Raw genomic sequence first — 26966 nt, 5'->3', positions numbered from 1 at the left:
CCCTACAGTCCGGCCTGTTCGAGCAGTTCCTGCCCGAAACCCGCCGCCGCGAAGGTTTCCGGCAGGGGCGCGGTCGCCTCCGCCGGTGCCTTTTCGCCGCGCGGGATGCTGAGGAAGCGGCTGTGCAGCAGCATCGGCCCAACGCCCGAGCCATAGACCGGATCGCCGACAATGCCGAAGCCCAGTCCGTGCAGCGCATGGGTGCGGATCTGATGGGTGCGCCCGGTGCGCGGGGTGAAGACGATCAGCGACCGGCCATCCTTCTCCGCGATCTTGCGCCATTCGGTGAACGCTGCCTTGCCCGCCTTGGCCGGGATCATCCGCCAACCTTGCGCGGGGGTGCTGATCTTCTTGAGCGACAGTTCGATGAGGCCGCTTTCCTCCGCCGGAATGCCGTCCACTACAGCGACATAGCGCTTGGCGACGATCCCGGCCTCGAAGGCGGCGGCGAAGCGCTTGTGCGCCTTGGGATTGCGGGCGAGCGCAAGGCAGCCGCTGGTGTCGCGGTCGAGCCGGTGCACCGGCAGCGGCCAGCGCTGGAAGCCGAAGGTCAGCGAGGAGAGATGGTTCTCCAGGCTCAGCGACCCGTCGCGCGGCGCGTCGACCGGCAGGCCGGCGGGCTTGTCGAGGATGATGGCCTCGCCATCGATGAACAGGACTCGGTCGTGAAGCAGGGACAAGAGGCGTTATTCCGTAAATTCAGGGAGGCGATTGACGCGCGTGCGGCTTCCTATAGGGCGTCGTGCTTATGGAGAACAGGGGGCATGAGACGCACCCGCCGGGCGGTGGGCGGCTGGAATGGATCGATGTCGCGCGCGGCATCGGCATCATCGCCGTCGTCATCGGCCATGTGTGGACGCGGGGGACGCTGCGTGATGCGATGTACAGCTTCCACATGCCGCTGTTCTTCCTGTTGTCGGGGCTGCTGACCCGGCCGCAGCCGGTGGCGCATTTCACTCGGCGGCAACTGGTTTCGCAGATGCGGCCCTATGCGGCATTCCTGATTCTGTTGATCGTGGCGGATCAGATCATCGAGACGATGAAGGGCGGGCGGCCGATCTTCCATGACTGGCCGAAGGATGTGTTGCCGATCCTGCTGGGCGGTTCATGGTTGCGCGGGCCTTTCACGATTTTCTGGTTCGTGCCCTGCCTGATGATGGCGCGCATCCTGTTCAACATGGTGCTGGCGCGGTGGCCCGACCCGCTTGACCGGCGATGGGGCTGGGTGCTGCTGCCCTGTCTGTTGCTCGCCTATGGGGTGGGCCGGTGCACCAGCCTGTCGCCGCTCGGCCTGCTGACCGTGCCCATGGCGTTCGTGCTGCTCTGGATCGGCGCCGCGTGGCAGCTCGTGATCTGGCGAAGATGGATGCTGGCGCCGCTTGCCCTTCTGTCGCTGGCGGGCCTGCTGGCGTTGCTGCCGACGCTCAATATGAAGGTGGCCGATTATGGCTGGCCGCTGCTTTCCATCGGTTCGGCGGTCGCGAGCAGTTTCCTGCTGTTCCGTGTTTCGGTGCGGATTGCGTCCTTTGGCGGCTGGATTGCGGCGATCGGGCGCGCGTCACTGGTGATCATGTATCTGCATGTCGCGGTGATCCACTATCTCTCGCCCTATTGGAGCAAGCCGTGGCTGCTGATGCTGGCGTTGTTCCTGCCGCTCGCCGCTTATCATCTGATCCGATCCGTGCCCGGAGCGCGCCGTATCTTCCTCTGACGTCAATGCAGGTGGCGCAGCTTGTCGGGGTTCCGCACCACGTAAATGCCGGTGACGCGTCCATCCTCGATATCAAGCGCCGTCGTCTGGAGCTCACCGTCCGCCTCACGCGTCACGAAGCCGGGCAGGCCGTTGATCAATCCCACGCGCACCAGCGTCGATCCATATTTGCCGAACAGCACCGCCAGCGCCTTGTGCACCTGCATGACCTGGCCATAGCCCAGCACCGGAACGATCGCCGCGGGCCGCTTGCCGCCGCCATCGCTGTGCATGCTGACATCCTGCGCCAGCATCGCGCCCAGCGTCGTCATGTCGCCGCTGCGCGAAGCCGCGAAAAAGGCGTTGGCGATCTCCAGTCCGCGCTGTTTTTCCAGCCTGTAGCGAGGCCGTTCTTCCCGAACATGGGTCCGCGCTCGCGCCGCCAGTTGCCGGCAGGCCGCCGGATCGCGATCGACCGTCGCCGCGATTTCCTCAAAGCCAACGCCGAACACATCATGCAGAAGAAATGCCGCGCGCTCCAAGGGCGAGAGCCGTTCCAGCGCAAGCATCAGCGGCAGCGTCACATCCTCCTCCTCCTCGACATCCTCGACCACCGGATCGGGCAGCCATGGCCCGACATAGGTTTCCCGTTGATGCCGGGCGGATTTGAGCTGATCGAGGCAGAGCCGCGTTACCGTCCGCCGCAGATAGGCCTCCGGCTCGCGCACGGCATCACGGTCCGCACCCATCCAGCGGATGAAGGCTTCCTGCACCGCGTCCTCGGCATCGGCGACGGACCCGAGCATCCGATAAGCGACGCGGGTAAGGCGGGGACGCAGCGGGTCGAAGCTCTCCGCCGCGTCCAGATGCGTCCCCTGCGCCATCAGGCCGCTGCCTTGGCGGGGGTTTCGTACCAGAGGCCGAAGCCGACCGCGATGCGGTTCCAGCCATTGATGACATTGATCATCAGCGTCAGCTTCACCTGTTCTTCCTCCGAAAACTCGGCCGCAAGCGCCTCATGCGCCGCCTCATGGCTGTGCCCTTCGGAAAGCCGCGTCAAGGCCTCCGTCCATGCCAGCGCCGCTCGTTCGCGCGACGTATAGCACGGTGCCTCCCGCCAGGCCGACAGCAGATAGATGCGCTGCTCCGTCTCACCCTGCGCGCGGGCATCGGCCGTGTGCATGTTGATGCAGTTGGCGCACTGATTGATCTGCGAGGAGCGGATCTTCACCAGTTCGATCAGGCTCGGTTCCAGGCTGTCATTGACGGCATTGGAAGTGGCGAACCAGCTCTTCATCAACTGGGGCGCGGCGGCAAAGGGATCGAATTTGGCAGTCATGGTCAGCACCTTTCCTTGTGGGTTGTGCTGCTATGACGAGGCGGGATCGGCCGTTGTGACATGAGGCGCGAAAAAATAAAAAAAGGAGCCGGCGCGCAGTTCAGGCGTCGGCTCCCCCTGACGTTGATGCCTCGCGACCCAAGGCTCAACAACTTCTTAACCGTGCAGTTTGAGCGCTGTTTCCGCGATCCTGCGGCCCTGATAACGGGCACCTTCCAGTTCCTCTTCACCGGGCTGGCGGCTGCCGTCGCCGTCCGCGATGGTGGTCGCGCCATAGGGCGCACCGCCGCGCACCTTGTCCACGCCCATCTGCGCGGTGAAGCCGTAATCAAGACCGACGATCACCATGCCGAAATGCAGCAGGTTGGTGATGATCGAGAAAAGCGTGGTTTCCTGTCCGCCATGCTGGCTGGCCGTCGAGGTGAAGGCGCCGCCGACCTTGCCGTTCAGCGCACCGCGCATCCAGAGGCCGCCGGCCTGATCGAGGAACGCCGCCATCTGGCTGGACATGCGGCCGAAGCGGGTGCCCGTGCCGACGATGATCGCATCATAGTCGGCCAGGTCCGCGACCGTTGCGATCGGCGCTTCCTGGTCCAGCTTGAAATGAGCGGCCTGTGCGACTTCCAGCGGTGCGGTTTCGGGCACGCGCTTGATGTCGACCTGCGCGCCGGCAGCGGCAGCGCCTTCCGCCACGGCCTTCGCCATGGCTTCGATGTGTCCGTAAGAGGAATAATAGAGAACGAGAACCTTAGCCATGAGTGTCTCCAATCGCGGGTTAATGCATTGATCGATAAAAGGTTTCGAAAAAATTTCGCCGCCCGCCTGCAAGGGAGGGGAGAATGGGCGGGCGGCCTTTCGGCCCCGGAGGGGACGGGGCCTTATTCGCTGTCCACCAAGACGATTTCGGTGTCCTCAATCGCCCTGATGGTAATGGGCGTGCCGCCGATGATCGCGGCGCCGTCGCGCGCCTCGAAAATCTGCCCGTCAATCTCGATCCGTCCCGTCGCCGGAACCAGATAGAGGTGACGTCCTTCGGCGCTGTCGTAGGTGACGCTCTCACCCGCCCTGACGGTTCCGCCCAGCAGGCGGGCGTCGGCGCGGATGCGCAGCGCTTCCCTGTCGTCATCATAGCCGCTTGCCAGCACCACCAGCTTGCCGGAACGGTCGCCCTTGGGAAAAGGCTTGGCGCCCCAACTCGGCTGGCCGCCCCGGCTGCGCGGAATGACCCAGATCTGGAAGAGCGTCGTCGTCTCATCCTCCAGATTATATTCGGAATGGCGGATGCCACTGCCGGCGCTCATCACCTGAACGTCGCCGGCCTCGGTACGGCCCTTGTTGCCCAGGCTGTCCTGATGGGTGATCGCGCCCTTGCGGACATAGGTGATGATTTCCATGTCGACATGGGGATGCGGTGGGAAGCCGGTGCGCGGGCCGATTTCATCGTCGTTCCAGACCCGGATCGCACCCCAGTGCAGCCGGGCGGGATCATGATAGTCCGCGAAGGAAAAATGATGCCGCGCATTCAGCCAGCCATGGTCGGCATGGCCGAGCGAGGCGAAAGGACGGCGCTCGATGCGGCTCCCGACTGTCGTACTCATATGCTGATGCCTTTCGAATATCTTGCCGCCAACTCCCCACACAGGAGCTTCCGGCTTGCTTTCCGACAATCTAGCGATCAGGATCGTTTCGTGAATAAGCAGCATTGAAACGGATTGTTTCCTTATGCGTCTTCCTGATTTTGAGGCCTGGGCGATGTTCGCCGCTGTGGCCGAACATCGCAGCTTCACCGACGCCGCCAAGGCGCTCAGTGTTTCCAAGGCCACCGTGTCCAAGGCGGTGACCCGTCTGGAACAGCATCTCGACACCAGCCTGTTCAGCCGCACCAGCCGCCGTCTGACGCTCACCGAAAGCGGCAAGCGGCTGGCCGATCATGCCGCCCGCATCCTGTCCGAGGGACAGGCGGCGGAGGAGGCTGCCCGCGACGAAACAGCGGAATTGTCCGGCACAGTCCGGCTGGGCGCGCCCATGACCTTCGGTCTGCTCCGCGTCGCGCCGCTGATCGCGGAGTTCACCAGGCAGCATCCGCAGGTCGACATCGACCTGCATTTGTCCGACGCCCGCATCGATCTGGTCGAAATGGGACTGGACGCGACCATTCGCATTGCCGACATGCCCGACAGTTCGCTGCGCGCCCGGCGGTTGGCTGACGTCACCATGTATGTTGTCGCCTCACCCGCCTATCTGGCGGAGCGTGGACGCCCGATGCACCCCAGCGATCTCGGCAGCCATGATTGCCTCTGCTACGCCAATATGGCCACGCCGGACGTCTGGCGCTTTTCCGGTCCTGGCCAGCAGAATGTCGTGGTGCAGGTACGCGGCCGCATCACGGTGAACAGCGGGGAGGCGATGCTGCCCGCTTTGCGTGCGGGAGTCGGCATTGCGCGATTGCCTGACTTCATCGTTGGCGAAGGGCTTGCGTCAGGCGAGCTGGAAGAGATTCTCGTCGACTGGCGGCCGCGCCCCCTTGGCATCCATCTGGTCACGCCGCCTTCGCGCCTGCGGCCGGCGCGCGTCGATGCGGTGCTGGATTTCCTGACGAGTCATCATAGCTGCTGACGGATTGTTTCGAATCTGAATCTATCTTGACTCCATCTGAATCATTTCGACTCAAAAACATCTTAAAGTGATTCAAAATCACGCGACTCGCTGGAATCCCTGGGTTATCTAAAAATTAACCTTTGTCCTTCAGAAGTTTTTTGGTTAATGAATTGGAGCGGAGACCGTTCTCTGGGGGTGAACGGGACTGCTACGCAAAGGGGCTTCACATGCGCGTGCTGCTAATCGAAGACGAACCGACAACCGCCAAGGCGATCGAGCTGATGCTCACGACCGAGGGGTTCAACGTCTACACGACCGACCTTGGCGAAGAGGGTCTCGACCTCGGCAAACTGTATGACTACGACATCATCTGCCTGGATCTCAACCTGCCGGACATGCACGGTTATGACGTGCTCAAGAAGCTCCGCGCCGCCAAGGTGCAGACGCCGGTGCTGATCCTGTCGGGCATTGCGGAGATGGACAGCAAGGTCCGCTCCTTCGGCTTCGGCGCCGACGATTATGTGACCAAGCCTTTCCACCGCGAGGAACTGATCGCCCGCATCCATGCCGTGGTGCGCCGATCGAAGGGTCATTCGCAGTCGGTCATCCGCACCGGGAAGCTTTCGGTCAACCTTGATGCGAAGACCGTCGAAGTGGACAGCAATCGCGTCCATCTGACCGGCAAGGAATATGCGATGCTGGAGCTGCTCTCGCTCCGCAAGGGCACGACGCTGACCAAGGAAATGTTCCTGAACCATCTTTATGGCGGGATGGACGAGCCGGAACTCAAGATCATCGACGTCTTCATCTGCAAGCTGCGCAAGAAGCTGGCGCTGGCCTGCGGCGGCGAAAATTATATCGAGACAGTATGGGGTCGCGGTTATGTCCTGCGCGATCCGGACGAGGCGGAAGAACTGGCGACCAAGGTCGCCTGACGCGTCTGACGCACCTGTCAAAGGGGATGGAAAGGCCGGCGGTCCGGGGGGACGCCGGTCTTTTCTTTTGTATTTCTATCTCAACTCCACTTGGTCTTCGTGTCGATCCCCGGGGTACGTGTCCGGAAGCCGGGCCTTTTCGTTTCGATCGATGCGCGGAAATGGGTGGGCACCTGATAGCCCGCTTCGACCGGGCGTTCGCCGGGGGCGGGGCTTTTGACCGTTTCGGGGTTGATCGGGGCGTCGAGTTGAACGCCGAAAGCCTGTCCCTTGCGCCAGGCAATCCGACCTTCCGTGGGTGCGCAGTCGGGCAAGCCTATGATCACGTTGTCGCCCACCGCAAGGTCCAACTCGCACCGCCCGCCCAGACCGCGTTCCGATACATCACGGACCAATATCTCGACTTCCCCATGGCGGGGATGACGCATGCGCGCCTTCAGCAGTCTGCGCTTCCGGTCGTAGAGCCGTTTGGAGAGGAAATCGGGATCGAAATCGGACATGCCTGTCCCGCAGCTCTTCATTTATGGTGTGGCGAGCACCGTGGCGACCTTGTCCCGTACAGCTTCTTACACCCGCCGGGCCCTGTTATGGAGCCAATTTAGCTGCTTTGTCCGGGCATGGGAAGGCGGATCAGCCTAACCTGTTTATATTGTGCCGAATTCCAGAAAGGCTGGCGATCCGATGGGATCGCCAGCCTTTCCGGTCAGGCGGCAAGCGGGCTGAAAGCCGGCTGCGGGGGGTTAGTTGGCCGCCTGGTCCGAAGAGGAAGATTGGCTTTGGCCCGATGCCTGACCGCTGCCGGAAAGCTGGCCGCTGGCGTTGATCGAGGCCGCGCTGCCTGCGCTATTGGCAAGGCCGTTCGCGGACCCCGCCGCGCTGCCTGCGGCGCTCCCTGCTGCCGAGCGCGTCCGGCTCGCTGCATCGGTGGCGCGGTCCCGCGTAGCGTTCGCCGCTGCTCCGGCCCGGTCGCGGACATTGCCGGCCGCCGTCGTCGCCCGATCCCGCGCCGTACCTGCGGTGTTGCTCACCTGGTCCCGCGCGCCGCCGACGGCGTTCCGGACATCGCTGGTGCCCAGCGTATCCGCAGTCAGGCTACCGCTGGCAGACCCGTTGGCCGAACCCGATGCGCTGCCGCCATGATTTTTGCCGTGACGGCTGACCGATCCGCTGGCCGCGCCGTTGGCGTTGCCATGGCCCGATCCGCTGGCGCCGACATGGCCGTTCTCAAGGTCGATGCTGCGGTCAAGGCCTATCCCGCCCGAACCGCCAAGGGTGCCGCCCAGCGAGCCTGTAGCGCCACCCAGTCCGCCGCCCAGCATGCCGCCACCGCCGCCGCCCAGCAGCTGAGCCGAAGCGGGGGCGGCCGTCAGAGCGGCAAGAGCGGCGGTAGCAAGAAAGAACTTCATCTTCATCGATCGTCTCCTTGTTCGTTGTCGATCCGATGAAGGGACAACGGGACGGCCGATCGATTTAATCCCGAGATGCCAAAAAAATTTTCAACACACTGAAATTCAATCGATATTCCTGCAAGATCCGCAGATAATGCCCTTTCCTAACGCCTTGCCGCCGGGCTTCGCTTCCATCCGCAGGGCGTTCAGGCCGCCGGTGGCGAACAGTCGCCCGGCCACCAGCGGCGCGGCAAAGCTGGTGCCCCGCACGCGTCCCTTACCACCCTCCGCTCTGGCGGCGTTCATGTCCGCTCCCGGCGCGGCGAAATCGACATGCCGCGCTCGCCCGGCCTCCGGCAGTGGCCGACCATGGCCATCGATGCCCGTCACGGCGATGACGTCGGGATAGGAGGCGGGATAGGCCGGGGGCGCCGCCGGACCGTCATTGCCGACCGCCGCCACCACCGTCACGCCCTTGTCCCGCGCCAGCCGGATCGCCCCCGCCAACAGCGGATTGTCCGGTCCCACCAGGCTGACCGTCACCACGCTCGCACCGCGCGCCGCCATCCAGCCCAGCGCCCGCGCAATCGCAAAGGCGCCGCCGCCCGCCGGATCGTCGCCATAGACATCGGCGACCAGCAGCGGCACGCCGGGCGCAGCGCCGCGCACCATCCCGGTTCCGCTGATAAGCGAGGCCACCGCCGTTCCATGCGCGCTGGCGCGGGGCGCACCACGTGCAAAGCCCTGTTGTTCGACCGGGCCGCTCAACGTCGGATGTTTTGCGACGCCACCGTCGATCAGTCCTGCGCTTCGGCCCCGAACCGGGCTTCCTTCCGCCAGGACGGTCGTTGCCACTGCCAGTCCGGCTCCGCTGGGGAAATAGAGATTGTCCGCGCTCGCCTCCGCTTCCGGGGCGATGGTTCGCACCTGTTTCAGGGCGCGCGGGAGACTTTGCCCCTTGGGCACAGTGAGCCGTGTGACGCTGAGGTCCAGCCCTTCGACCGCTTGCGTTTCCACGCCATAGCCCGCCGATTGCAGGGCCTTGATACTCGGCTCCCCGGCGCCGGTCAGCAGGATCACGCCCCGCCTTGCCGGTTCGCGCCGGTCGTCCAGCTCGATCGACTCCCCATGCCGTTGCAGCAAATCCCCGATCCGGGCAGTTCGCGCCGCGACCAGCCTGTCGGCCAGCCGGGCAGGGGAAAGGCCCGTCCGATCCAATGTCCCTTCAACCCGGTCGAGAAGGCCGGGCACCACCCCGCCAACCTGCCCCAACGCTTCGCCGGGTGAGCGCAGCAATTGCGCCTGCGCGCCCGGCGCGGTCAACAGCAGGCCAGCAACGATCCAGGGATGCGCGAACTTCATCTCCACCTCTCTGCCACCGGTTCCTTTTCCGGTCCTTTCGCTCTCAAAATGATTCATCGCGAAAAAATTTCCGATACATGATTGGCTGTCAGGGATGAAACGGTGGTTGGCGGTCGTTTCATCCCCAACGGACAGAAAATGGAGACCGGATGTCGTTCGAAAGCGATCTGTTGGCGATCCTGCCCCGGCTGCGGCGCTTCGCCGCCAGCCTGTCGCGGGATCGTGCCGATGGCGACGACCTGTGTCAGGCGGCCCTGGAAAAGGCGCTGCGGGCGCGCGATCAATGGCAGCCGGGAACGAGACTGGATAGCTGGATGTATCGGATCATGCGCAATCTCTGGATCGACGAGGGCCGCTCGCGGCAGCGCGCCGCCCGGACTTTCGCGCCGGAAGAAGCGGGCGAGCATGTCGGTTATGCCGGCGACCGCGATGTGGAGGCGCATGTCATGCTCTCCGACGTCGACCGGGCCATGCAGGCCTTGCCTGACGAGCAGCGCGAAGCCATTGCGCTCGTGCTGGTGGAGGGGTTGTCCTACAAGGAAGCGGCGGATGTGCTGGGCATTCCCATGGGCACGCTGACCTCGCGGCTGGTGCGCGGGCGCGGGGCGCTGATCGAAATTCTGGGGGAAGCGGCATGACGGATATCGATGAAGCCATGTTGATCGCCTGGGTCGATGGCGAACTGGATGAAGTGACGCGGCGGCGCGTGGATCGCGCAGTGGCGGAAGACCCCGCGCTGGCGGAGCGTCTGGAGATGCACAGGCGTCTGCGCGATCGTTTGTCGGGCCATTATGCGCCGGTCGAGGCGGAGCAGGTGCCGCCCGCGATGCGCGCATTGCTGGAGGAGAATGCGAAGCTGGTGCCGCTCACCCGTCCCGCTGCACCGCGTTGGCAGAATTGGGGGATTGGCGGCGCGATTGCCGCGAGTCTGGTGCTGGGTCTGGGCATTGGTCATCAGTTGCGCGGTCCCAGCGGGCCGGTCGCGGTCAATAATGGCGCGATGGTTGCCCAAGGCGAGCTGGCCTCTGCGCTCGACACGCAACTGGCCTCGGCTCAGGACGGCGCGGCGATTCGCATCGGCCTCAGCTTCCAGCGCAAGGGCGGCGGCTGGTGCCGCAGCTTCGAAGGACAGGCGGTGGCGGGCGTCGCCTGTCGCGAAGGGCAGGGCTGGCAGGTGCAGCAATTGGTGCCGGGCGCAGGGCAGGGCACGGCCTATCGTCAGGCTTCGTCCGGCGATGCGCGCATCATGGCGACGATCGATGCGCTGATGGCAGGCGCGCCGGCCGATGCGGCGCGGGAAAAGGCGGCCAAAGAAGGAAAGTGGCAATAGGTCAGGAAGCGCTGCGGATCGGGTCGATAGCGGGCGAAACATGCTGTTCCCCATCGGCGCCGGTTTGCAGAAACCATCGCTGGCCCTGTTCAAGCCCGATGGCGGTCAGCTTGCCGCTGCGAAAGGCGCCGGTGTCGATGCCGATCCGGTTGGACTGGATGTCCACATCCTCGCTGATGCTGTGGCCATGGACGATCATCTTGCCGAAGCGTCGCCGGTGGTTCAGGAAATCGCCCCTGATCCAGCGCAGATCGGCCGGTATCTGCGCGTCCAGCGCGATGCGCGGCCTGACTCCGGCATGGACGAAGAGATAGTCGCCGATTGTCAGCATATCGGGGAAATCATCCAGAAAATCGATCGGGCCGCGCGGGATATGGGTCAGCATCCACTGGGCCAGCGCCGCGTCGCTCATCGCGCTGCTGTCATCGGGCGACAGCCCATAGCTGGCCAGCGTCTCGACTCCGCCGAACCGCCGGAAGAAATGCGCCGCCTGCGCTTCGCCACGCGCAGCCGCGATGAACATTTCCTCATGATTGCCCTTGATGAAGCGGATATTCTGGCCCGATTGCGCCAGTTTCATCGCTCGCTCCACCACTTGCGCCGATTGCGGCCCGCGATCCACCAGATCGCCCAGCAGGATCAGCAGTCGGGGTAAAGGCGGGCGATCCGCCTCATCCCGCGCGATCTTCTCCAGCAATTCGGCGAACAGATCGTCGCGCCCGTGAATGTCGCCGATCGCATAGACGCGCACATCCTCGCCAACGCTGGGCGGCGGCCCGTGGTCCGAAGCTTTGCGACGGCGAAAGGGCATCAGCATGGCGGGCAAGGCTCCCACATCATGCCCGCCAGTGTCGCACGCCCTTACAGGCGGGGCAATGTCACGCCCTGCTGCCCCATATATTTACCGGCGCGGTCGGCATAGCTCGTCTCGCACGGCTCATTGCCCTTCAGGAACAGGAACTGGCACGCCCCCTCATTGGCGTAGATTTTGGCGGGCAGCGGCGTGGTGTTGGAAAATTCCAGCGTCACATGGCCTTCCCAGCCCGGCTCCAGCGGGGTGACGTTCACGATGATGCCGCAACGCGCATAGGTCGACTTGCCAAGGCAGATCACCAGCACGTCGCGCGGCACCCGGAAATATTCGACCGTGCGGGCGAGGGCAAAGCTGTTGGGCGGGATGATGCAGCAGTCGGTCTTGCGGTCGACGAAGCTGTTCGCGGCGAAATTCTTGGGGTCCACCACGGCGCTGTCGACATTGGTGAAGATTTTGAACTCGTCCGCGACCCGCGCGTCATAGCCGTAGGATGACAGGCCATAGCTGATGCAGCCGTCGCGCCGCTGGCTCTCCACGAACGGCTCGATCATGCCATGGGTCTGGGCCTGTTCACGAATCCACTTATCCGACAATATCGACATGGCTGTTCAGCTCTTTCTTGGGATGATGCCCAGATCGGCAGGACCGAAGGCATGAGGCAATAGTTCAGCGACGCTATGTTCGACCACCGCGTCTCCTTCGGGCGCCGCGCAATAGATGGAAAGCGTCCGCCCGGCCATTTGTTCGGCTTCGTTCATGATCTGACGGCACCGGCCGCAGGGGGTGACGATGGCCGCGCCGCTTACCGACCCATCGGCGTCCATCGCGCCGCCCACCACTGCGATCGCCTCCACATCGGCGAAGCGGCCCTGCGCGTTCGCCGCCGCCAACGCCACGGTTTCCGCGCAGAGCGACAGCCCATAGCTCGCATTCTCAAAATTGCAGCCGGTCACGATTTGCCCGTCGGTCAGCCGCACCGCAGCGCCCACGGCAAAGCGGCTATAGGGGGCATGGGCATGCCTCATCGCCCCGCGCGCCGCCTCGATCAGCTTGTCCGTCGCACTCATTGCGGCATCACACTCCATCTGACGGGACCGTCGATGCCGTCGATATGCCGCATATCGCTGGCTGTCCACATCACCCATTTGCGCTTTTCGCTATCGGGCGGGAAGAAGTTGCGGTCCAGCCACAATGTCCGGTTGATGCCGGAGGCAATGCCATATTGCGCGTCGAAATCGTCGCTGACGTTCAGCACGACAGGCGTGCCCGAATGGCTTTCGATCAGATTGATCAGCGTGTTCAGTTCCGACAACACCGCATCCTGTCCCGGCCGGACCCGGCAACCCGGCGCGAACGCCAGCCGGATCATCGGCGGCAGGGCGGCATTGTCGCGCGGCACCATGGCCATGAAGCCGGTCGCTTGGTCGGAGGCCTTCGCGCACAGGCTGAAGTCGAGCGACGCGCCATAACGCATCCCCGCCGCCCGTGCGCCTTCCCAATTGGTTTCGAACGCCGGGTCGCGGAAATGCCCGCCGCTGGCCGCGCGAATATAGGCGAAATCGGCTCCCTGCGCCGCCAGCGTGCCCCATTCGATGGTGCCATTGTCCGACGACACCGACACGCCCTGGGTCGGGAATGTCTCCCGTGTCGGCGCCCAGTCGCGGGCATAGAGCCACGCGCCCAGAGACAACAGGCCCAGAACAGCAAAAACCACGCAGAAACGGGCCAATAACTGGCCGACACTATTGATACGGATGCCCCTTACCCCTTGATGTGCAGAACGCAGATCAGCGTGAAGAGACGCCGGGCCGTATCGAAATCGACCTTGATCTTTCCCTCCAGCCGCTCGATCAGCGTCTCGGCGGCGGCATTGTGGATGCCGCGGCGCGCCATGTCCACCGTCTCGATCTGCTGCGGCGATGCATTGCTGATCGCCTGATAATAGCTGTCGCAAATGGCGAAATAATCCCGGATCGGGCGGCGGAACCGGCCCAGGCTCAGAATGATGGCCTCCAGCGGATCGCCATTCTCCCGCCGGATTTCGATGACCAGCCGGCCTTCCTCGACCCGCAGCAGCACCTTGTAGGGGCCGGTATAACCGTCCTCATGAACCCGCTGCGGTTCGAAATAATTATCCTCCAGCAGGTCGAAAATGGCGATGCGCCGTTCCTGCTCGACATCGGCATTGCGCCAGAGAATCGTCCGCTCGTCGAGCGTGATATCGATGATGCGCGGATCGGCCATGGACGTTATGGTCAGTGCGGTGCCGCGCGCCGAAAAGCAAGGGGGACTGTTGTCCACAGCTTTTCCAAATGCTTTCAACGTTCAGCCTTGCAAGGGGCGATGCGCGAAGCGATGAGGGGGCAATGGTCGAACTTGTACAAATGAATGCCGCCGCAGAAGCTGGCACCCCTGAACTCCCCCGCAATGTCGAGGCGGAGGCCGCGCTGCTGGGCGCGCTGATGATCGACAACCGCATCGCCGAAGATGTGCAGTTGAAGCTCAAGCCGGAGCATTTCTTCGAACCGCTGCACGGCCGCATCTACGAATTCGTGATGAAGCTGGTGGAGCGCGACATGGTCGCGAACCCCGTGACGCTCAAGCCCATGCTGGAGCAGGACCCTGCGCTCAAGGAACTGGGCGGCGCGGGCTATCTGGCGCAGCTGACCGGCAATGGTGCGGCGCTGCTTGGTGCGCGGGACTTTGCGACGCAGATTTACGACCTGGCCCTGTTGCGGCAGCTTGTTCATGTCGGACGGGAACTGGTTGAAAATGCTCTGGATACCAGCGAGGATGTGAATCCCCGCGAGCAGATCGAGCAGGCGGAAGTCGCGCTCTATAAAGTGTCCGAAGGGGAGGGCGAAACCGGTTCGGTCAAGAGCTTTGCCACCGCCACCACCATGGCGGTTCAGGTCGCCGAACGCGCGCTCAACAGCGGCGGCCATGTGTCGGGTATCACCACCGGCATCAACAGCCTCAATGAGAAAATCGGTGGTATGCACAATTCGGACTTGATGATCCTTGCGGGTCGTCCGGGCATGGGCAAGACCTCGCTCGCCACCAATATCGCCTATAATGCGGCCTCCCGCTGGTTGCGGGACCATGGTGACGGCATCCCGCCGGAAAAGAATATGGGCGCCAAGACGGCGTTCTTCAGCCTCGAAATGTCCGCCGACCAGCTTGCCACCCGCGTATTGGCCGAACAGTCGGGCATCAGCGGCGAAGCGTTGCGCATGGGCAAGATCAGCCGTGCCGACTTCCAGAACCTTTCCCGCGCGGCGCGGGAATTGCAGGAACTGCCGCTGTTCATCGACGATACGCCGGGCCTGACCATCGCGGCTCTACGGACCCGCGCCCGGCGGTTGAAGCGTCGCCATGATATCGGCTTCGTGGTGGTCGATTATCTTCAGCTGCTTCAGGGCACCGGCAAGGGCGACAATCGCGTCAACGAAATTTCGGAAATTTCGCGTGGTTTGAAGACCTTGGCGAAGGAACTTAACTGTCCGGTTCTGGCATTGTCGCAGCTCAGCCGTGCGGTGGAGCAGCGCGAGGACAAGCGTCCGCAACTGTCCGATCTGCGTGAATCCGGCTCGATCGAGCAGGACGCGGATATGGTCTGGTTCGTGTTCCGTGAGGATTATTATGTCGCCGCCAAGGAGCCGGGGAACAAGGAAAGCCCCGAACATCTCGAATGGGCGCAGGAAATGGAGCGCATCTACGGCCTGGCCGAAGTGATCGTGGCGAAACAGCGCCACGGTTCCACCGGCCGCATCCGTATGAAGTTCGACGCTAAGATCACGCGCTTCTCCGACCTCGCGGAAGGCAGTTATCTCGACGATTATGAGTAAGTCCGCCTGATCCTCCCCATCGAAAGAGGGGGAGGATCAAGGGTTTCGCTCACCCCATAAAAGCCTGAAATACCAGCGCCAGCCCGACCATGCTGGCCGCATAGACCAGGGTCCGCACCATCGGCACGCCCATGCCGTAGAGCGGCAGGTAAATGGCCCGCGCACCCAGCCAGAGCCAGCCGCCAAAGGCCGTCATCCCGCTGGTTTTCCCGGCAATCACCACGCCCAGCAGCGTGATGATCGCAATCGGATAGGTTTCCAGGAAATTCCCCTGTGCCCGAACCAGCCGGCCACCCACGGGATCAAGGGGCGGCAAGGCCTCATCGCGCGCGCCCATGTTCCACTTGACGCCATATTGCCGGGTCTTGATATGCGTCGCCGCAAAAATGTGGATCAGCAGCAGCACGCAGCTCCATGCCAATATCTTCAGCTCAACGGCCATATCCTGTCTCCCTCTTCAGTCACCCATCGCCGGCAACCTATCGTGATAGGAGGGGTGAGGGAAATCAGAATACTGGCTGGTTGGCCGGATCGTCCGGATCGGCGGCAGGCGAGGGGATCGGCGTCACCGGCGAGTGAATCCCGCACTCCACCTTGTCCCACCCGCGCCAGCGCCCGGCGCGTGGGTCTTCGCCCGGCAGCACCTTGGACGTGCAGGGTTCGCAGCCGATCGACAGATAACCCTGCGCCTCCAGCGGATGGCGCGGCAGATTTTCCGCCTCGAAATAGGCTTCCAGATCGTCCTTGGTCCAATCGCCCAGCGGATTGATCTTCAACCGGCCATTTTCGATCTCGAAGCGGGGCAGGTTCTGCCGCGTCACCGACTGGAACGCCTTGCGCCCCGAAATCCAGGCGTCGAGGCCTTCCTTGGCGCGGGCCATCGGCTCCACCTTGCGGATTTCGCAGCAGCCGTCGGGATCATAGGACCAGCGCAGGCCCGTTTCGTCCTTCTTCGCCAGCACTTCGGCATTGGGCACCACGGCCCGGCTGTCGGTAAAGCCCAGCGTGTTGATCAGGGTTTCGCGATAGTCCAGCGTTTCGCGAAACATCTTGAGCGTATCGACGAAGATCACCGGCACCGTCTTGTCCGCCTTGGCGATCAGCGACAGCAGCACCGCGCTTTCCGTACCGAAGGATGACACGACCGCGACATTTCCCGCCAGTCCTTCGGCAAAGACGGTCTTCAGCATCGACAGCGTGTCGACGCCTTCGAAACGCGCGTTGAGCGCGTCCGCATCGGCCTGGATGAAGGCAGGGCGGGCGTCGATGACGTCCAACTGACGGGCAGGTTCAGCCATTCACAGTCTCCGGGTGCCGTTTCGCCCACACCGGGCGGCGGCCATCGACGGTCTTTTGATAGACGTCGGCATAACGATTGAGGGCGCGCTCCACGGCGGCATCGTCCAGCGCCTTGTCGGGCCGGAACGTGTCGAAACCGCAGCGGCGCATGGCATTGAGCTGGTCCACCAGCACATCACCCACGGCGCGCAGTTCGCCCTCATATCCGGCTTCGCGCAGAATCCGCGCCGCCGAATAGCCGCGCCCGTCGCCATAGGCGGGGAAGTTCACCTCAACCAGCGACAGCCGGTCGAGATAGGGCAGCAATTCCCGAGCATCCTCGCCTGCTTCGATCCGCACGGCGGTCGAGTTGGACTGGCCGGTGAAGGATTCGACCGTCACGGCCGGTTCCTGGGCGGCTTCGCTTTCGCGGAAGGACAGGAACTCAACCATAGATCGCCTCCTTGAAGGGTTTCATGCCAAGACGGCGATAGGTGTCGAGGAAGCGTTCGCCTTCCTCCCGTTGCGAAAGATAGAGGTCCGTGACCTTCTCGATGGCGTCGACCACGCCGTCCTCCGAGAAGCCGGGGCCGGTGATCTGGCCCACGGCGGCATCCTCCGCGCCCGATCCGCCGAGCGAGAGCTGGAAATTCTCCACGCCCTTCCGGTCCACGCCCAGCACGCCGATATGACCGGCATGGTGATGGCCGCAGGCGTTGATGCAGCCCGAAATCTTCACCTTCAGCTCGCCCAGATCCTTCTGCCGCTCGGCTGAAGCAAAACGCTCCGACAGCTTCTGCGCCAGCGGGATCGACCGCGCATTGGCAAGGCTGCAATAGTCGAGGCCGGGGCAGGCGATGATGTCGGTGATCAGGTCCAGATTGGCCTCCGCCAGCCCGGCCTCATCCAGCTTCTGCCAGATGGCGTAGAGATCGGCCTTCTTTACATGCGGCAGGACGAGGTTCTGCGCATGGGTCACGCGCAGTTCGTCGAACGAATAGGTTTCGGCAAGGGCCGCCGCCAACTCGATCTGCTCCGCCGAAGCGTCGCCCGGAATGCCGCCGCGCGGCTTCAGGCTGATGTTGACGATGGCATAGCCCGGCTGCTTGTGCGCCGCGACCTGACGGTCGACCCACAGGGCAAAGGCCGGATCGGTGCGATCGAGATCGTCGCTCAGACCCGCCTCATAAGCGGGGTTCGCGAAAAAGGGCCGGATGCGGTCCAGCTCCTCGGTCGGCGGGTTGAGGCCGAGCTGCTTCATATGCGCATACTCTTCCTCGACCTGACGCTTATATTCCTCGACGCCCAGTTCATGGACGAGGATCTTGATCCGCGCCTTATATTTGTTGTCGCGCCGGCCGTAGCGGTTGTAGACGCGCAGGCAGGCCTCCAGATAAGAAACAATCTCATCTTCTGGCACGAAGTCCTTGATTCGCGGCGCAACCATCGGCGTGCGGCCCATGCCGCCACCGGCATAGACTTCCGCCCCGATCTGTCCATCACGCGACACCAGCTTCAGGCCGATATCGTGCAGCCGCATGGCCGAACGGTCATCCTCGCTGGCGATCACCGCGATCTTGAACTTGCGCGGCAGATAGGTGAATTCCGGGTGGAAGGTCGACCATTGGCGCAGCAGCTCCGCCCAGGGGCGCGGATCGGTCACTTCATCCGCCGACACGCCCGCATATTGATCGGACGAGATATTGCGGATGCAGTTGCCGCTGGTCTGGATGGCATGCATCTCGACCGTCGCCAGCTCGGCCAGGATATCCGGCGCATCGGCCAGCTTGATCCAGTTATATTGCAGGTTCTGGCGCGTGGTGAAATGGCCATAGCCCTTGTCGTACTTGGCCGCGATCTCGCCCAGCTTGCGCATCTGCTTGCCCGACAGCGTGCCATAGGGGATGGCGACGCGCAGCATATAGGCGTGCAGCTGGAGGTAGAGGCCGTTCATCAGCCGCAGCGGCTTGAACTGATCCTCGGTCAGATGCCCGGCCAGGCGGCGTTGCACCTGGTCGCGAAATTCCTCGACGCGGGCGTCGACGATGGATTGGTCGTAGCTGTCGTAACGATACATGGTCAGATCACCCAGTTGCCGGCATCGGCATCATTCGGTTTCAGCGTTAGGTCGGGGCGCACGGTCGGCCCCAGAGCGCGGATACGGTCCTTGATATGCGCGGGACGCACGCCGTCTTCATCGACAGTTGCGTCGATCACATAGGCGCCCACGACGCGCAGCGCGGCTTCCTCGGCGCGAGCCAGTTCATCGCCCTTGTCGCCCACGTCGACGGAGTAGCCGACCTGCCGCGACCAGCCATCGCCCGCCCACCAGATGACATCACCCGACGACAGATCATTCCCGGTCAAAATCTTCATTCTACCCTTTTCCCGCTCTCTGACGGTATCAAATCCCGATATGGAAGCAGCACATCCTGCGCTAGCGCATAGGCCGCCACATCCCCGACGACGATCAGCGCCGGGCTCTTCACATTCTCCCGCGCCACCATGTCGCCCAGATCGGCGAGCAGGGTGCGCAAGGTCCGCATGTCGGCGCGCGTGCCATTCTCCAGCACCGCCACCGGAATGCCGGGCGACACGCCATCGGCGATCAGTTTGTCGGCAATGTCCGCCGCCGTCGCCACGCCCATATAGATAATGAGCGTCCGACCCGCGCCCGCCAGTCCCGACCAGTCCTGATCCGTCAGCCCCTTGCACTGGCCCGCGACGAAGCTCACCGCACTGGCGGCGTCGCGATGGGTGAGAGGGAGCTGAGCCTGCGCTGCGCTGCCGATGGCGGCGCTGATCCCCGGCACGATTTCGACCGGCACGCCAGCAGCCCGGCAGGCTTCCATTTCCTCACCACCGCGCCCGAAAATGAAGGGGTCGCCGCCTTTCAACCGCACGACCGAGCGCCCGGCCAATGCTAGTTTGACGATCAGGGCGTTGATCCCGTCCTGCGGCACGCTATGGCGGCTGCGCTGCTTGGCAACGGAGACGAGCTCCGCATCCGCCGGAGCCAGCGCCAATATCTCGGCCGACACCAGCCCGTCATGCACGATCACCTCGGCCGCGCCGATCAGGCGCGCCGCGCGCAGCGTCAGCAGTTCCGGATCGCCCGGACCCGCGCCGACAAGATAGACAGTGGCAGGTGCAGTTTCAGCCATGCTGGGCAAATGGCGAAAGCGGGCAATGGTTTCAATTCAGAATGCTTTGCCCGGCGCGTAGGAAAATTTGGGGGGCGGTTATTTAATCTCCGTCATCCCGGCCTGCGGCAGTATGATGGAACGGGATTCAATCCCCCATCGCGCTGGTGTCGATGTCCTTGAGGCCGACGCCGATCGATGCGCGAGGCTGTTCGATTTCCACCGAAGCCACCGGATAGGCGCAATAATCCGCGGCATAATAAGCGCTGGGCCGATGGTTGCCCGAAATGCCGACGCCCCCAAACGGTGCGGAGGAGGAAGCGCCATTGGTCGGCCGGTTCCAGTTGACGATCCCCGCCCGGATATTCGACCAGAACTGATTATATTGCTCCGGTGAGCCGCCGATGAGAGCGGCGGACAGCCCGTAGCGGGTATTGTTCGCCTCCAGGATCGCGGATTCGAAATCCGCTACGCGGACCACCTGCAACAGCGGGCCGAACAGTTCGATATCCGGCCGTTCCGTCATGGGGGTCACATCGATGATCGCGGGTGTCACGAACGGCAACCCCTTGGTCGTGCGCACCATATGCTTGATCGGCCTGCCGCCGTTGCTCATCAAATAGAGGAAGCTTTCGGTCAGTTGATCCGCTGCCTGATTGTCGATCACCGGCCCCATAAAGGGTGCAGGGTCGGCATGGGGATGGTCAATGATCAGCCGGTCGGCCAGTTTCTTGACCTCTGCGATCAATATATCGGCCAGGCTTTCCTTGACGATCAGACGGCTCGCCGCTGTGCAGCGCTGTCCGCTCGACAGGAAAGCCGATTGCACGATCAGCGTTGCCGCGCTGGCGATGTCCGCCGTGTCCCAGGCGACGATGGGATTGTTTCCGCCCATTTCGAGGGCCAGCATCTTGCCCGGATTGGCCGCGAACTGACGGTTGATCGCGATCCCCGTCTGCGCCGATCCGGTAAAAAGGACGCCGCCCACATCGGGATGCGCGGCCAGCGCCTTGCCCTCTTCCGGTCCGCCCAGCACCAGCCGAACGGCATCTTCCGGCACGCCGGCTTCATGATAGAAGCGCACCAGCGTCTCGCCCACGGCAGGCGTCTTTTCCGACGGCTTGAAGATCACCGCATTGCCGGCAAGCAAGGCAGGTACGATATGGCCATTGGGCAGATGCGCCGGGAAATTATACGGCCCCAGCACCGCCATGACGCCATGCGGTTTGTGCCGCACCGACTGGCGCGCGCCCATGGCCGCCTCCAGCCGCCGCTGTCCGGTGCGTTCCGAAAAGGCCGCCACGGAAATGTCGACCTTGTTCATCACCGCGGTCACTTCGGTGCGCGCGTCCCAGAGCGGCTTGCCCGTTTCCCGCGCGATCAGATCGGCCAGCGCTTCCTCATTGGCGCGCACGACATTGACGAAGCGGCGGAGCGTTTCAATGCGATAGGCGATGGGTTGCGCGGCCCATTTGGGCCATGCGGTGCGGGCGCGGGCGACTTCCGCCTCCACATCGCTGGCAGTTCCCTGCCACAATTGAGCACCAGTGGCGGGTTCTGTCGAAGTCAGCGTTGCGGACATGGCTTCGATATGACGGATAATTGCGCGTTAGGGAAGGGGTGGCGCATCCCCCAGCGCGTCGCCCATGCGTCGGATTGCAGCGACCTTGGCATGGAGCGGCGCCCAGTCGTCCTGACTGTCGATGGCGCTCCAGATCGCTTCCACCTCATCGATATGCATGGAGCAGGGCGTGGCGTCCGTCCAATAGGGGTGATCTTTCGCCCCACTCGGCTCAAATCCCGCGACGGTTTCGCGGAAGCCTGCCCATTCCTCCCCAGCATAAAGTGCGCTTTCACGCGGATCGCCGCCCCGCCAATCCTGAAAGAAGCGGTCGATCGGCATCTGGCTGGCGATCATCCCGCGCACCGCCGCCTCGATCATCGCGGACGCATCGTCGCTCTGCACGACGCCCAAACGCCAGCAAAAGCGCCGGACCATAGCCTCGCCATAAAGCGCCGGAAAGCGCTCCAGCTGCGCGATCAACGGCTCCGCCTCCACCAGAGGCCGCAGCGACACCGCCAGTTGCGCCACGTCCCAATGGATCGCCTCGGCCTGCCGCCCGAAAGCATAAAGCCCGCTATGATCGAAATAGGCGGCGGTAAAGCCCGGCTCCCATAGCGGCGTGAACCGCCATGGCCCATAGTCGAAGCTCTCGCCCGTCACATTGATATTGTCGCTGTTGAGCACGCCATGCACGAAACCCGCGACCATATAGCTCGCCGCCAGATCGGCCGTCCGCTCGACCACGCGCCCCAGCAATTGCGCGGGCGGATTATCCCCCGGAACCTCGCCATAAAGCTTCGTCAGCGCATAATCGACAAGCCGCTCCAGTAGAGCCTTGTCATCATGATAGGCCGCCCGTTGGAACGATCCGATGCGGATATGCGAGTGGCTGAGCCGCACCATCACCGCCGCACGGGTCGGGGAGGGCTCATCATTGCGCTCCAGCGCCTCGCCCGTCTCGATGATGGAGAAGGTCTTGGATGTGTTGACGCCCAGTGCCTCCAGCATCTCGGTCGCCAATATCTCCCGCATGCCGCCCTTCAGCGTCAGCCGCCCGTCGCCGAACCTGCTGTAGGGCGTCTGTCCCGATCCCTTGGTGCCAAGGTCCAGCAACCGTCCGGCCTTGTCCCGCAACTGCGCGAACAGAAAGCCCCGGCCGTCCCCGATATCGGGATTATATTGTCGGAACTGATGCCCGTGATAACGCAGCGCCAATGGCTGAGGCAGCGATCCTTCCAGCGGCGTGAATCGCCCGAAATGGGCCACCCATTCCGCATCGCCGAGATCGCCGAGCCCCACCGTCGGCGCCCATCGGTCGTTGCGGAAGCGCAGGGTTGTCTGCGGAAAGTCCGCCGCCGCGACCGGATCGGCAAAATCGGGTTGCAGCGCAGCGATTTCATTCGCCGGACGATATTCGGAGGGTTGCAGGGCAGAGCGCATGCGGCGATATGGGGGATGCAGGGTGGAAGGATCAAGCAGCTTGAGCAGTTACACCGACGGATATTGGTGGTCCCCCGATGGGCTAAGGCTTCATTATCGCGATTATGCAGGCGGCGCGGATGACCGCCCACCCTTGCTCTGCCTGCCGGGCCTGACCCGCAATGCCCGCGATTTCGAGCCGCTGGCGGCGCGACTGGCGGGCGACTGGCGCCTGATCTGCCCCGACATGCGGGGCCGTGCCGAAAGCGCGCAGGCGAAAGATCCGATGACCTATGTCCCGCTCACTTATTTGCAGGACATCAGTCGCTTGTTGGCCGATCTTGCCATCACCCGTTTCGTTGCCGTCGGCACATCGCTGGGCGGCATCATCACCATGCTGATCGCCGCGACGCATAGCGAATGGCTGGCGGGCGCGCTGCTCAACGATGTCGGCCCGACGCTGGAGGAGGGGGGGCTTGACCGCATCCGCACCTATGTCGGCATCGGCCAGTCGCATCCAAGCTGGGTCCACGCCGCCCGCGCGCTGGAGGAAGCGAACCGCGACGTCTATCCGGCCTATGGCCTTGATCAATGGCTCGCCATGGCGAAGCGTCTCTACCGGCTCAACAGTGCGGGCCGGATCGTCCTCGACTATGACATGCGCATTGCCGAGCCGCTGCGCGTCGCGAACGACGAAGCCGCCGGGGTCGACATGTGGCCGGTGATGCAGGCCTTTCGCGGCATCCCGACGCTTCTGCTGCGGGGCGAGCGTTCCGACCTGCTGTCGGCAGCAACCGCAAGCCGCATGGTGGAGGAAATCGGCCCCGACGCCGAACTCGCGACCATCCCCAATGTCGGCCACACGCCTGTTCTTGATGAGCCGGCATCGGCCTTTGCCATTGACCGGCTGCTCGCGCGAGTGCTGAATGGCTGACGTGATTTGAGGGAAATGGACCATTTCACCTCTCGAAAATCACGGCAGGCGGGGACACCGCCCCGGCTGCTGCACGTTCACGGCAGTTTCTCGCTGGGCGGCAAGGAAGCGCGGGCGGTTCGCCTGATGAACCTCTGGGGGGAGCGTGTTCATCACAGCGTCGTCAGCGCCGCTCCCCATCTGATGAGTGCCCGCGACGCCATCGATCCAGCCACGCCCGTCGATTTTCCCGATCCGCCACCGCTCGCCGGCAAGCCCGGCCTCGCGCGCTTCAAGGCCATTGCGGAATTCCTGTCGGGCTATGACCTCGTCCTCAGCTATAATTGGGGGGCGATGGATGCGGTGATGGCGCACCGCGTCCATGCCCGGTCGCTCAACCTGCCGCCGCTGATCCATCATGAAGACGGCTTCAACGCTGACGAAGCGAACGGCCTCAAGCCTCAGCGCAACCTCTACCGCCGTATCGCGCTTCAGCGCGCCCATGCGCTGGTCATCCCCTCGATCCGCCTCGACGCCATCGCCCGCAAGGTCTGGCGCCAGCCAGCGGCCAAGGTTCACCTGATCCGCAATGGCATCGACACGGCCCGTTATGAACAGCCGCCCGCGCCCGATGCCATTCCGGCCCTTAACCGCACGGACGGCAAGTTGCTGGTCGGCACGCTGGCGGGTCTGCGCGGGGTCAAGAATATTCCCCGCCTGGTCCGCGCCGTCGCCCCGCATCGCGACCGCCTGCAATTGGTGGTGGTCGGGGAGGGGCCGGAGCGCGACGCCATTCTGGCCGAAGCTGACGCCCATGGCCTCGACGATATCTGCATGGCCGGCTTCATGAGCGAACCCTGGCGCTTCATTGGCCTGTTCGACATCTTCGCGCTTTCATCGGACAGCGAACAATTTCCGATTTCGCTGGTCGAAGCCATGGCGGCGGGTCTTCCTGTCGTTTCAACCGATGTTGGCGATGTCGCGAACATGGTTGCGCCCGAAAACCGGCCCTTCGTTGTTTCCGATGGAGCCGCGCTCAGCACCGCGCTCGGCCAGCTTGCCGCCAGTTCGGATCTGCGCGCGCGGCTGGGCGAAGCGAACCGCAACCGTGCCCGGCGCGACTTCGCGGAGGAGGCCATGGTGGCCGCCTATGCGACGCTTTACGGACAGGCACTATCCAGCCCATCCATTTTGCGGTAGGGCGCCGCCGGAAACCTCGCCCTGTTTCAGGAAAACTGCTATAGGGCGGCGTTTAAGTGGTCGGCGGCCACTGGATTTTTGCGCTGGGAGAATGCGTTGTTCAAGGGGTTGAAGCCCATCATTTACGGCGGCCGCGAAGTGTGGCCGCTGGTCGAGGGCGGCAAGGGCGTAGCTGTTTCCAACCATGCCAGTTCGGGCGCGTGGGCGGCGGCCGGGGGGATCGGCACGGTGTCGGCGGTCAATGCCGACAGCTATGACAGCTTCGGCAATGTCATTCCGCAAATCTACCATGGCCGCACCCGCCGTGACCGCCATGAAGAGCTGATTGCCTATGCCATTGACGGTGCGGTCGAGCAGGTGAAGCGCGCCTTCGAAATCGCGGGTGGCAAGGGCGCGATCAATATCAACGTGCTGTGGGAAATGGGCGGCGCCCAGCGCGTCCTTCATGGCGTGCTTGAAAAGACCAGGGGCATGGTTGCGGGCGTCACCTGCGGCGCAGGAATGCCGTACAAGCTCAGCGAAATCGCGGCGTCCTATGGCGTCAGCTATCTGCCCATCGTTTCTTCCGGCCGTGCTTTCCGCGCCCTCTGGAAGCGCGCCTATTCCAAGGCTTCGGAATGGCTGGCGGCGGTGGTCTATGAAGATCCGTGGCTGGCCGGTGGTCATAACGGTCTCTCCAATGCCGAGGACCCGAAGGTTCCGCAGGACCCCTATCCGCGCGTGCGGGATTTGCGCGCCACCATGCGCGAAGGCGGCATTTCCGACGACGTGCCCATCGTCATGGCGGGCGGTGTCTGGCACCTGAAGGACTGGAACGACTGGATCGACAATCCCGAACTGGGCACCATCGCCTTTCAGTTCGGCACCCGTCCGCTGCTGACGCAGGAAAGCCCGATCCCTGACGAGTGGAAGCAGCGCCTGACGCAGCTTGAGCCGGGCGATGTGCTGCTGCACCGTTTCTCGCCGACGGGCTTCTACAGTTCGGCGGTCCGCAATCCCTTCCTGCGACTGCTTGAAGCCCGCTCGGAACGGCAGGTTCCGTTCAGCACCGAACAGGCGGGCGACCACACGCACCAACTCGACGCGGGGGTGAAGGGCAAGAATTTCTGGGTGACGCGGAACGACCTTCTGCGCGCCCGCGAATGGGTGGGGCAGGGCTTCACCTCGGCGCTCAAGACGCCGGATAACACGCTGGTTTTCGTGACCGAGGAGGAGAAGGCCGAAATCCGCAAGGATCAGACCGATTGCATGGGCTGCCTCAGCCAGTGCGCCTTCTCCAGCTGGATGGACAGCGAGACCAACTCGACCGGGCGTCTGGCCGATCCGCGCAGCTTCTGCATCCAGAAGTCGTTGCAGGAGGCCGTGCATGGCGGCGATCTCGACAAGAATCTGCTCTTCGCGGGCCATGGCGCCTATAAGTTCAAGCAGGACCCCTTCTATTCGAACGGGTTCGTGCCGACCGTGAAGCAGCTCTTCGACCGCATCCTGACCGGCGACTGATGGCGGATATTCAGGGACTGGCGGTGTTGCACTATGAAACACCGCATTTCGACATTGTGCGTCCGGGGCAATTCGTTGTCTGCGCAGTTTCGGGTGCGCGAATCGATCTCGACGATCTCAAATATTGGAGCGCGGAGTTTCAGGAGGCCTATCGTGGCCCGGTCGAGGCGACTCAGTCCTTCCTGAAACATCGCGGTTTGGCATTCCGTTGAGGGAAAGGACGGCGATTGCGTAGCCATTTTGGCTATGTGATGCGCTTTTTTAGGGTGTAGGAAGCGATTTGCCGTTGTGATGCGGCATTTCATCTATTTTCTGCTATTTCTTTTGCCGGATAAATGGTTTATTCTTCCTTCAGAAGCGGCGGAGATCGCGCGAAAGAGGAAGGATGTCGGGAATGTCGCGGATTGATATCTTTGGTGATCGCGTTTGCGTAGTGACGAGCCTGCTGATCGTTGGCTGGTTCATTTATAATGTCGCCTTCTGAATAGGCTGGGCATCGTCCTTTCGCCCGCGCCACGGCTGTTCTGATAGCCTGCTTATCTCTCCGTCCGGCGCGCTGTGATTTTGCGAGCCTGGGCGTTCCCCCATCATCTTTTGCGCTGAAAGCTGGAAGCCCACCGCTTCCAAGCAAAGCTATGTTTCAAT

General features: G+C 63.3%; 31 protein-coding genes. 10 read left to right on the top strand and 21 right to left on the bottom strand.

Annotation, left to right across the window (positions count from 1 at the left end; genetic code table 11):
- Nucleotides 1-2 precede the first annotated feature (2 nt).
- Entirely contained in the window at nt 3-680 is a 678-nt protein-coding gene (locus HUK73_RS07325) for an RluA family pseudouridine synthase (protein WP_176591313.1), read from the bottom strand.
- 68 nt (nt 681-748) lie between these two features.
- Here HUK73_RS07325 and HUK73_RS07320 point away from each other — a divergent pair, with 68 nt between their 5' ends.
- Complete coding sequence (locus HUK73_RS07320; RefSeq protein WP_176591312.1) at nt 749-1711, top strand: acyltransferase family protein; 963 nt, start codon at nt 749-751, stop codon at nt 1709-1711.
- A 2-nt stretch (nt 1712-1713) separates the two neighbouring features.
- Here HUK73_RS07320 and HUK73_RS07315 read toward each other — a convergent pair whose 3' ends face one another.
- From HUK73_RS07315 to HUK73_RS07300, 4 genes are all read right to left on the bottom strand, one after another.
- The gene (locus tag HUK73_RS07315; RefSeq protein ID WP_176591311.1) at nt 1714-2574 is read right to left on the bottom strand and encodes a sigma-70 family RNA polymerase sigma factor; all 861 of its coding nucleotides are present in this window, start codon (nt 2572-2574) and stop codon (nt 1714-1716) included.
- Nucleotides 2574-3029 carry a carboxymuconolactone decarboxylase family protein gene (locus HUK73_RS07310; RefSeq protein WP_176591310.1) on the bottom strand — a complete coding sequence of 152 codons (456 nt, stop codon included), beginning with the start codon at nt 3027-3029 and terminating at the stop codon, nt 2574-2576. The genes HUK73_RS07315 and HUK73_RS07310 overlap by 1 nt, the downstream gene beginning before the upstream one ends.
- 156 nt (nt 3030-3185) lie before the next feature.
- Nucleotides 3186-3785 carry an NAD(P)H:quinone oxidoreductase gene (gene wrbA, locus HUK73_RS07305; RefSeq protein WP_176591309.1) on the bottom strand — a complete coding sequence of 200 codons (600 nt, stop codon included), beginning with the start codon at nt 3783-3785 and terminating at the stop codon, nt 3186-3188.
- A 122-nt stretch (nt 3786-3907) separates the two neighbouring features.
- On the bottom strand, nt 3908-4627 hold the full coding sequence (locus HUK73_RS07300) for a pirin family protein (protein WP_176591308.1): 720 nt from the start codon (nt 4625-4627) through the stop codon (nt 3908-3910).
- 124 nt (nt 4628-4751) lie between these two features.
- Here HUK73_RS07300 and HUK73_RS07295 point away from each other — a divergent pair, with 124 nt between their 5' ends.
- Both HUK73_RS07295 and ctrA read left to right on the top strand, forming a co-directional pair.
- Complete coding sequence (locus HUK73_RS07295; protein WP_176591307.1) at nt 4752-5645, top strand: LysR family transcriptional regulator; 894 nt, start codon at nt 4752-4754, stop codon at nt 5643-5645.
- A gap of 209 nt (nt 5646-5854) precedes the next feature.
- On the top strand, nt 5855-6562 hold the full coding sequence (gene ctrA, locus HUK73_RS07290; RefSeq protein ID WP_176591306.1) for a response regulator transcription factor CtrA: 708 nt from the start codon (nt 5855-5857) through the stop codon (nt 6560-6562).
- Between the two features lie 80 nt (nt 6563-6642).
- Here the strand turns inward: ctrA and HUK73_RS07285 are convergent, their stop codons facing one another.
- From HUK73_RS07285 to HUK73_RS07275, 3 genes are all read right to left on the bottom strand, one after another.
- A complete protein-coding gene (locus tag HUK73_RS07285) occupies nt 6643-7062 on the bottom strand; it encodes a hypothetical protein (protein ID WP_176591305.1) in 420 nt (139 codons plus the stop codon).
- Between the two features lie 240 nt (nt 7063-7302).
- A complete protein-coding gene (locus HUK73_RS07280; RefSeq protein ID WP_176591304.1) occupies nt 7303-7974 on the bottom strand; it encodes a hypothetical protein in 672 nt (223 codons plus the stop codon).
- A gap of 99 nt (nt 7975-8073) precedes the next feature.
- Nucleotides 8074-9369, bottom strand: coding sequence for a S8 family serine peptidase (locus HUK73_RS07275; RefSeq protein ID WP_176591303.1), 1296 nt, complete (start codon nt 9367-9369; stop codon nt 8074-8076).
- Between the two features lie 92 nt (nt 9370-9461).
- Here HUK73_RS07275 and HUK73_RS07270 point away from each other — a divergent pair, with 92 nt between their 5' ends.
- Nucleotides 9462-9950, top strand: coding sequence for an RNA polymerase sigma factor (locus HUK73_RS07270; RefSeq protein ID WP_176591302.1), 489 nt, complete (start codon nt 9462-9464; stop codon nt 9948-9950).
- Nucleotides 9947-10642, top strand: coding sequence for an anti-sigma factor (locus HUK73_RS07265; RefSeq protein WP_176591301.1), 696 nt, complete (start codon nt 9947-9949; stop codon nt 10640-10642). Before HUK73_RS07270 ends, HUK73_RS07265 begins: the two co-directional genes overlap by 4 nt.
- A 1-nt stretch (nt 10643) precedes the next feature.
- On the opposite strand, the gene HUK73_RS07260 is transcribed toward HUK73_RS07265, so the two are convergent.
- Genes HUK73_RS07260 through HUK73_RS07240 form a run of 5 tightly spaced genes read right to left on the bottom strand, consistent with a single transcriptional unit; the run spans nt 10644 to nt 13700 of the window.
- A complete protein-coding gene (locus HUK73_RS07260) occupies nt 10644-11459 on the bottom strand; it encodes a metallophosphoesterase (RefSeq protein WP_176591300.1) in 816 nt (271 codons plus the stop codon).
- 44 nt (nt 11460-11503) lie between these two features.
- Nucleotides 11504-12058: a dCTP deaminase gene (dcd, locus tag HUK73_RS07255; RefSeq protein WP_176591299.1), complete on the bottom strand. Its 555-nt coding sequence runs from the start codon at nt 12056-12058 to the stop codon at nt 11504-11506.
- A 6-nt stretch (nt 12059-12064) separates the two neighbouring features.
- Complete coding sequence (locus tag HUK73_RS07250; protein WP_255326219.1) at nt 12065-12523, bottom strand: cytidine deaminase; 459 nt, start codon at nt 12521-12523, stop codon at nt 12065-12067.
- A complete protein-coding gene (locus HUK73_RS07245) occupies nt 12520-13185 on the bottom strand; it encodes a glycoside hydrolase family 25 protein (protein WP_176591297.1) in 666 nt (221 codons plus the stop codon). The genes HUK73_RS07250 and HUK73_RS07245 overlap by 4 nt, the downstream gene beginning before the upstream one ends.
- 32 nt (nt 13186-13217) lie before the next feature.
- On the bottom strand, nt 13218-13700 hold the full coding sequence (locus HUK73_RS07240; RefSeq protein WP_100238442.1) for a UPF0262 family protein: 483 nt from the start codon (nt 13698-13700) through the stop codon (nt 13218-13220).
- 122 nt (nt 13701-13822) lie between these two features.
- On the opposite strand from HUK73_RS07240, the gene HUK73_RS07235 reads away from it, so the two are divergent.
- On the top strand, nt 13823-15304 hold the full coding sequence (locus HUK73_RS07235; RefSeq protein WP_176591296.1) for a replicative DNA helicase: 1482 nt from the start codon (nt 13823-13825) through the stop codon (nt 15302-15304).
- A 49-nt stretch (nt 15305-15353) separates the two neighbouring features.
- Here the strand turns inward: HUK73_RS07235 and HUK73_RS07230 are convergent, their stop codons facing one another.
- The 8 genes from HUK73_RS07230 to HUK73_RS07195 form a co-directional block, all read right to left on the bottom strand.
- Nucleotides 15354-15746, bottom strand: coding sequence for an MAPEG family protein (locus tag HUK73_RS07230; RefSeq protein ID WP_176591295.1), 393 nt, complete (start codon nt 15744-15746; stop codon nt 15354-15356).
- A 64-nt stretch (nt 15747-15810) separates the two neighbouring features.
- On the bottom strand, nt 15811-16602 hold the full coding sequence (locus HUK73_RS07225; RefSeq protein WP_176591294.1) for a phosphoadenylyl-sulfate reductase: 792 nt from the start codon (nt 16600-16602) through the stop codon (nt 15811-15813).
- A complete protein-coding gene (locus HUK73_RS07220; protein ID WP_176591293.1) occupies nt 16595-17035 on the bottom strand; it encodes a DUF934 domain-containing protein in 441 nt (146 codons plus the stop codon). Before HUK73_RS07220 ends, HUK73_RS07225 begins: the two co-directional genes overlap by 8 nt.
- A complete protein-coding gene (locus HUK73_RS07215) occupies nt 17028-18659 on the bottom strand; it encodes a nitrite/sulfite reductase (RefSeq protein WP_176591292.1) in 1632 nt (543 codons plus the stop codon). Before HUK73_RS07215 ends, HUK73_RS07220 begins: the two co-directional genes overlap by 8 nt.
- Nucleotides 18660-18661: 2 nt before the next feature.
- The gene (locus HUK73_RS07210; protein ID WP_176591291.1) at nt 18662-18958 is read right to left on the bottom strand and encodes a DUF2849 domain-containing protein; all 297 of its coding nucleotides are present in this window, start codon (nt 18956-18958) and stop codon (nt 18662-18664) included.
- Nucleotides 18955-19746, bottom strand: a complete 792-nt coding sequence (gene cobA / locus HUK73_RS07205) for a uroporphyrinogen-III C-methyltransferase (RefSeq protein WP_176591290.1) — start codon at nt 19744-19746, stop codon at nt 18955-18957. Before cobA ends, HUK73_RS07210 begins: the two co-directional genes overlap by 4 nt.
- 127 nt (nt 19747-19873) lie before the next feature.
- Nucleotides 19874-21307 carry a succinylglutamate-semialdehyde dehydrogenase gene (astD, locus tag HUK73_RS07200; RefSeq protein WP_176591289.1) on the bottom strand — a complete coding sequence of 478 codons (1434 nt, stop codon included), beginning with the start codon at nt 21305-21307 and terminating at the stop codon, nt 19874-19876.
- Between the two features lie 27 nt (nt 21308-21334).
- Nucleotides 21335-22729: a protein adenylyltransferase SelO gene (locus HUK73_RS07195; RefSeq protein ID WP_176591288.1), complete on the bottom strand. Its 1395-nt coding sequence runs from the start codon at nt 22727-22729 to the stop codon at nt 21335-21337.
- 40 nt (nt 22730-22769) lie between these two features.
- On the opposite strand from HUK73_RS07195, the gene HUK73_RS07190 reads away from it, so the two are divergent.
- From HUK73_RS07190 to HUK73_RS07175, 4 genes are all read left to right on the top strand, one after another.
- Nucleotides 22770-23642 (top strand): alpha/beta fold hydrolase, encoded by an 873-nt coding sequence (locus HUK73_RS07190; RefSeq protein ID WP_176591287.1) that lies wholly within the window; start codon nt 22770-22772, stop codon nt 23640-23642.
- A 15-nt stretch (nt 23643-23657) separates the two neighbouring features.
- Complete coding sequence (locus tag HUK73_RS07185; RefSeq protein ID WP_176591286.1) at nt 23658-24821, top strand: glycosyltransferase family 4 protein; 1164 nt, start codon at nt 23658-23660, stop codon at nt 24819-24821.
- 96 nt (nt 24822-24917) lie between these two features.
- Entirely contained in the window at nt 24918-26321 is a 1404-nt protein-coding gene (locus HUK73_RS07180) for a nitronate monooxygenase family protein (protein ID WP_176591285.1), read from the top strand.
- Nucleotides 26321-26533, top strand: coding sequence for a DUF2093 domain-containing protein (locus tag HUK73_RS07175; RefSeq protein ID WP_176591284.1), 213 nt, complete (start codon nt 26321-26323; stop codon nt 26531-26533). The genes HUK73_RS07180 and HUK73_RS07175 overlap by 1 nt, the downstream gene beginning before the upstream one ends.
- The last annotated feature ends 433 nt before the right edge of the window (nt 26534-26966 follow it).

The organism is Sphingobium sp. EM0848, from assembly GCF_013375555.1.
Taxonomy (GTDB): Bacteria; Pseudomonadota; Alphaproteobacteria; order Sphingomonadales; family Sphingomonadaceae; genus Sphingobium.
The sequence above is the reverse complement of the archived record's forward strand: the minus strand, read 5'-3'. Positions and strand labels throughout refer to the sequence as shown.

Coding starts and splice junctions, on each gene's coding strand:
- HUK73_RS07210 (WP_176591291.1), bottom strand. CDS start 18,958: ATGAAGATTTTGACCGGGAATGATCTGTCGTCGGGTGATGTCATCTGG.
- wrbA (WP_176591309.1), bottom strand. CDS start 3,785: ATGGCTAAGGTTCTCGTTCTCTATTATTCCTCTTACGGACACATCGAA.
- dcd (WP_176591299.1), bottom strand. CDS start 12,058: ATGTCGATATTGTCGGATAAGTGGATTCGTGAACAGGCCCAGACCCAT.
- cobA (WP_176591290.1), bottom strand. CDS start 19,746: ATGGCTGAAACTGCACCTGCCACTGTCTATCTTGTCGGCGCGGGTCCG.
- HUK73_RS07265 (WP_176591301.1), top strand. CDS start 9,947: ATGACGGATATCGATGAAGCCATGTTGATCGCCTGGGTCGATGGCGAA.
- HUK73_RS07195 (WP_176591288.1), bottom strand. CDS start 22,729: ATGCGCTCTGCCCTGCAACCCTCCGAATATCGTCCGGCGAATGAAATC.
- HUK73_RS07225 (WP_176591294.1), bottom strand. CDS start 16,602: ATGGCTGAACCTGCCCGTCAGTTGGACGTCATCGACGCCCGCCCTGCC.
- HUK73_RS07240 (WP_100238442.1), bottom strand. CDS start 13,700: ATGGCCGATCCGCGCATCATCGATATCACGCTCGACGAGCGGACGATT.
- HUK73_RS07275 (WP_176591303.1), bottom strand. CDS start 9,369: ATGAATCATTTTGAGAGCGAAAGGACCGGAAAAGGAACCGGTGGCAGA.
- HUK73_RS07315 (WP_176591311.1), bottom strand. CDS start 2,574: ATGGCGCAGGGGACGCATCTGGACGCGGCGGAGAGCTTCGACCCGCTG.
- astD (WP_176591289.1), bottom strand. CDS start 21,307: ATGTCCGCAACGCTGACTTCGACAGAACCCGCCACTGGTGCTCAATTG.
- HUK73_RS07220 (WP_176591293.1), bottom strand. CDS start 17,035: ATGGTTGAGTTCCTGTCCTTCCGCGAAAGCGAAGCCGCCCAGGAACCG.
- HUK73_RS07320 (WP_176591312.1), top strand. CDS start 749: ATGGAGAACAGGGGGCATGAGACGCACCCGCCGGGCGGTGGGCGGCTG.
- HUK73_RS07250 (WP_255326219.1), bottom strand. CDS start 12,523: ATGAGTGCGACGGACAAGCTGATCGAGGCGGCGCGCGGGGCGATGAGG.
- HUK73_RS07270 (WP_176591302.1), top strand. CDS start 9,462: ATGTCGTTCGAAAGCGATCTGTTGGCGATCCTGCCCCGGCTGCGGCGC.
- HUK73_RS07235 (WP_176591296.1), top strand. CDS start 13,823: ATGGTCGAACTTGTACAAATGAATGCCGCCGCAGAAGCTGGCACCCCT.
- HUK73_RS07295 (WP_176591307.1), top strand. CDS start 4,752: ATGCGTCTTCCTGATTTTGAGGCCTGGGCGATGTTCGCCGCTGTGGCC.
- HUK73_RS07280 (WP_176591304.1), bottom strand. CDS start 7,974: ATGAAGATGAAGTTCTTTCTTGCTACCGCCGCTCTTGCCGCTCTGACG.
- HUK73_RS07230 (WP_176591295.1), bottom strand. CDS start 15,746: ATGGCCGTTGAGCTGAAGATATTGGCATGGAGCTGCGTGCTGCTGCTG.
- HUK73_RS07215 (WP_176591292.1), bottom strand. CDS start 18,659: ATGTATCGTTACGACAGCTACGACCAATCCATCGTCGACGCCCGCGTC.
- HUK73_RS07300 (WP_176591308.1), bottom strand. CDS start 4,627: ATGAGTACGACAGTCGGGAGCCGCATCGAGCGCCGTCCTTTCGCCTCG.
- HUK73_RS07310 (WP_176591310.1), bottom strand. CDS start 3,029: ATGACTGCCAAATTCGATCCCTTTGCCGCCGCGCCCCAGTTGATGAAG.
- HUK73_RS07175 (WP_176591284.1), top strand. CDS start 26,321: ATGGCGGATATTCAGGGACTGGCGGTGTTGCACTATGAAACACCGCAT.
- HUK73_RS07185 (WP_176591286.1), top strand. CDS start 23,658: ATGGACCATTTCACCTCTCGAAAATCACGGCAGGCGGGGACACCGCCC.
- ctrA (WP_176591306.1), top strand. CDS start 5,855: ATGCGCGTGCTGCTAATCGAAGACGAACCGACAACCGCCAAGGCGATC.
- HUK73_RS07285 (WP_176591305.1), bottom strand. CDS start 7,062: ATGTCCGATTTCGATCCCGATTTCCTCTCCAAACGGCTCTACGACCGG.
- HUK73_RS07260 (WP_176591300.1), bottom strand. CDS start 11,459: ATGCTGATGCCCTTTCGCCGTCGCAAAGCTTCGGACCACGGGCCGCCG.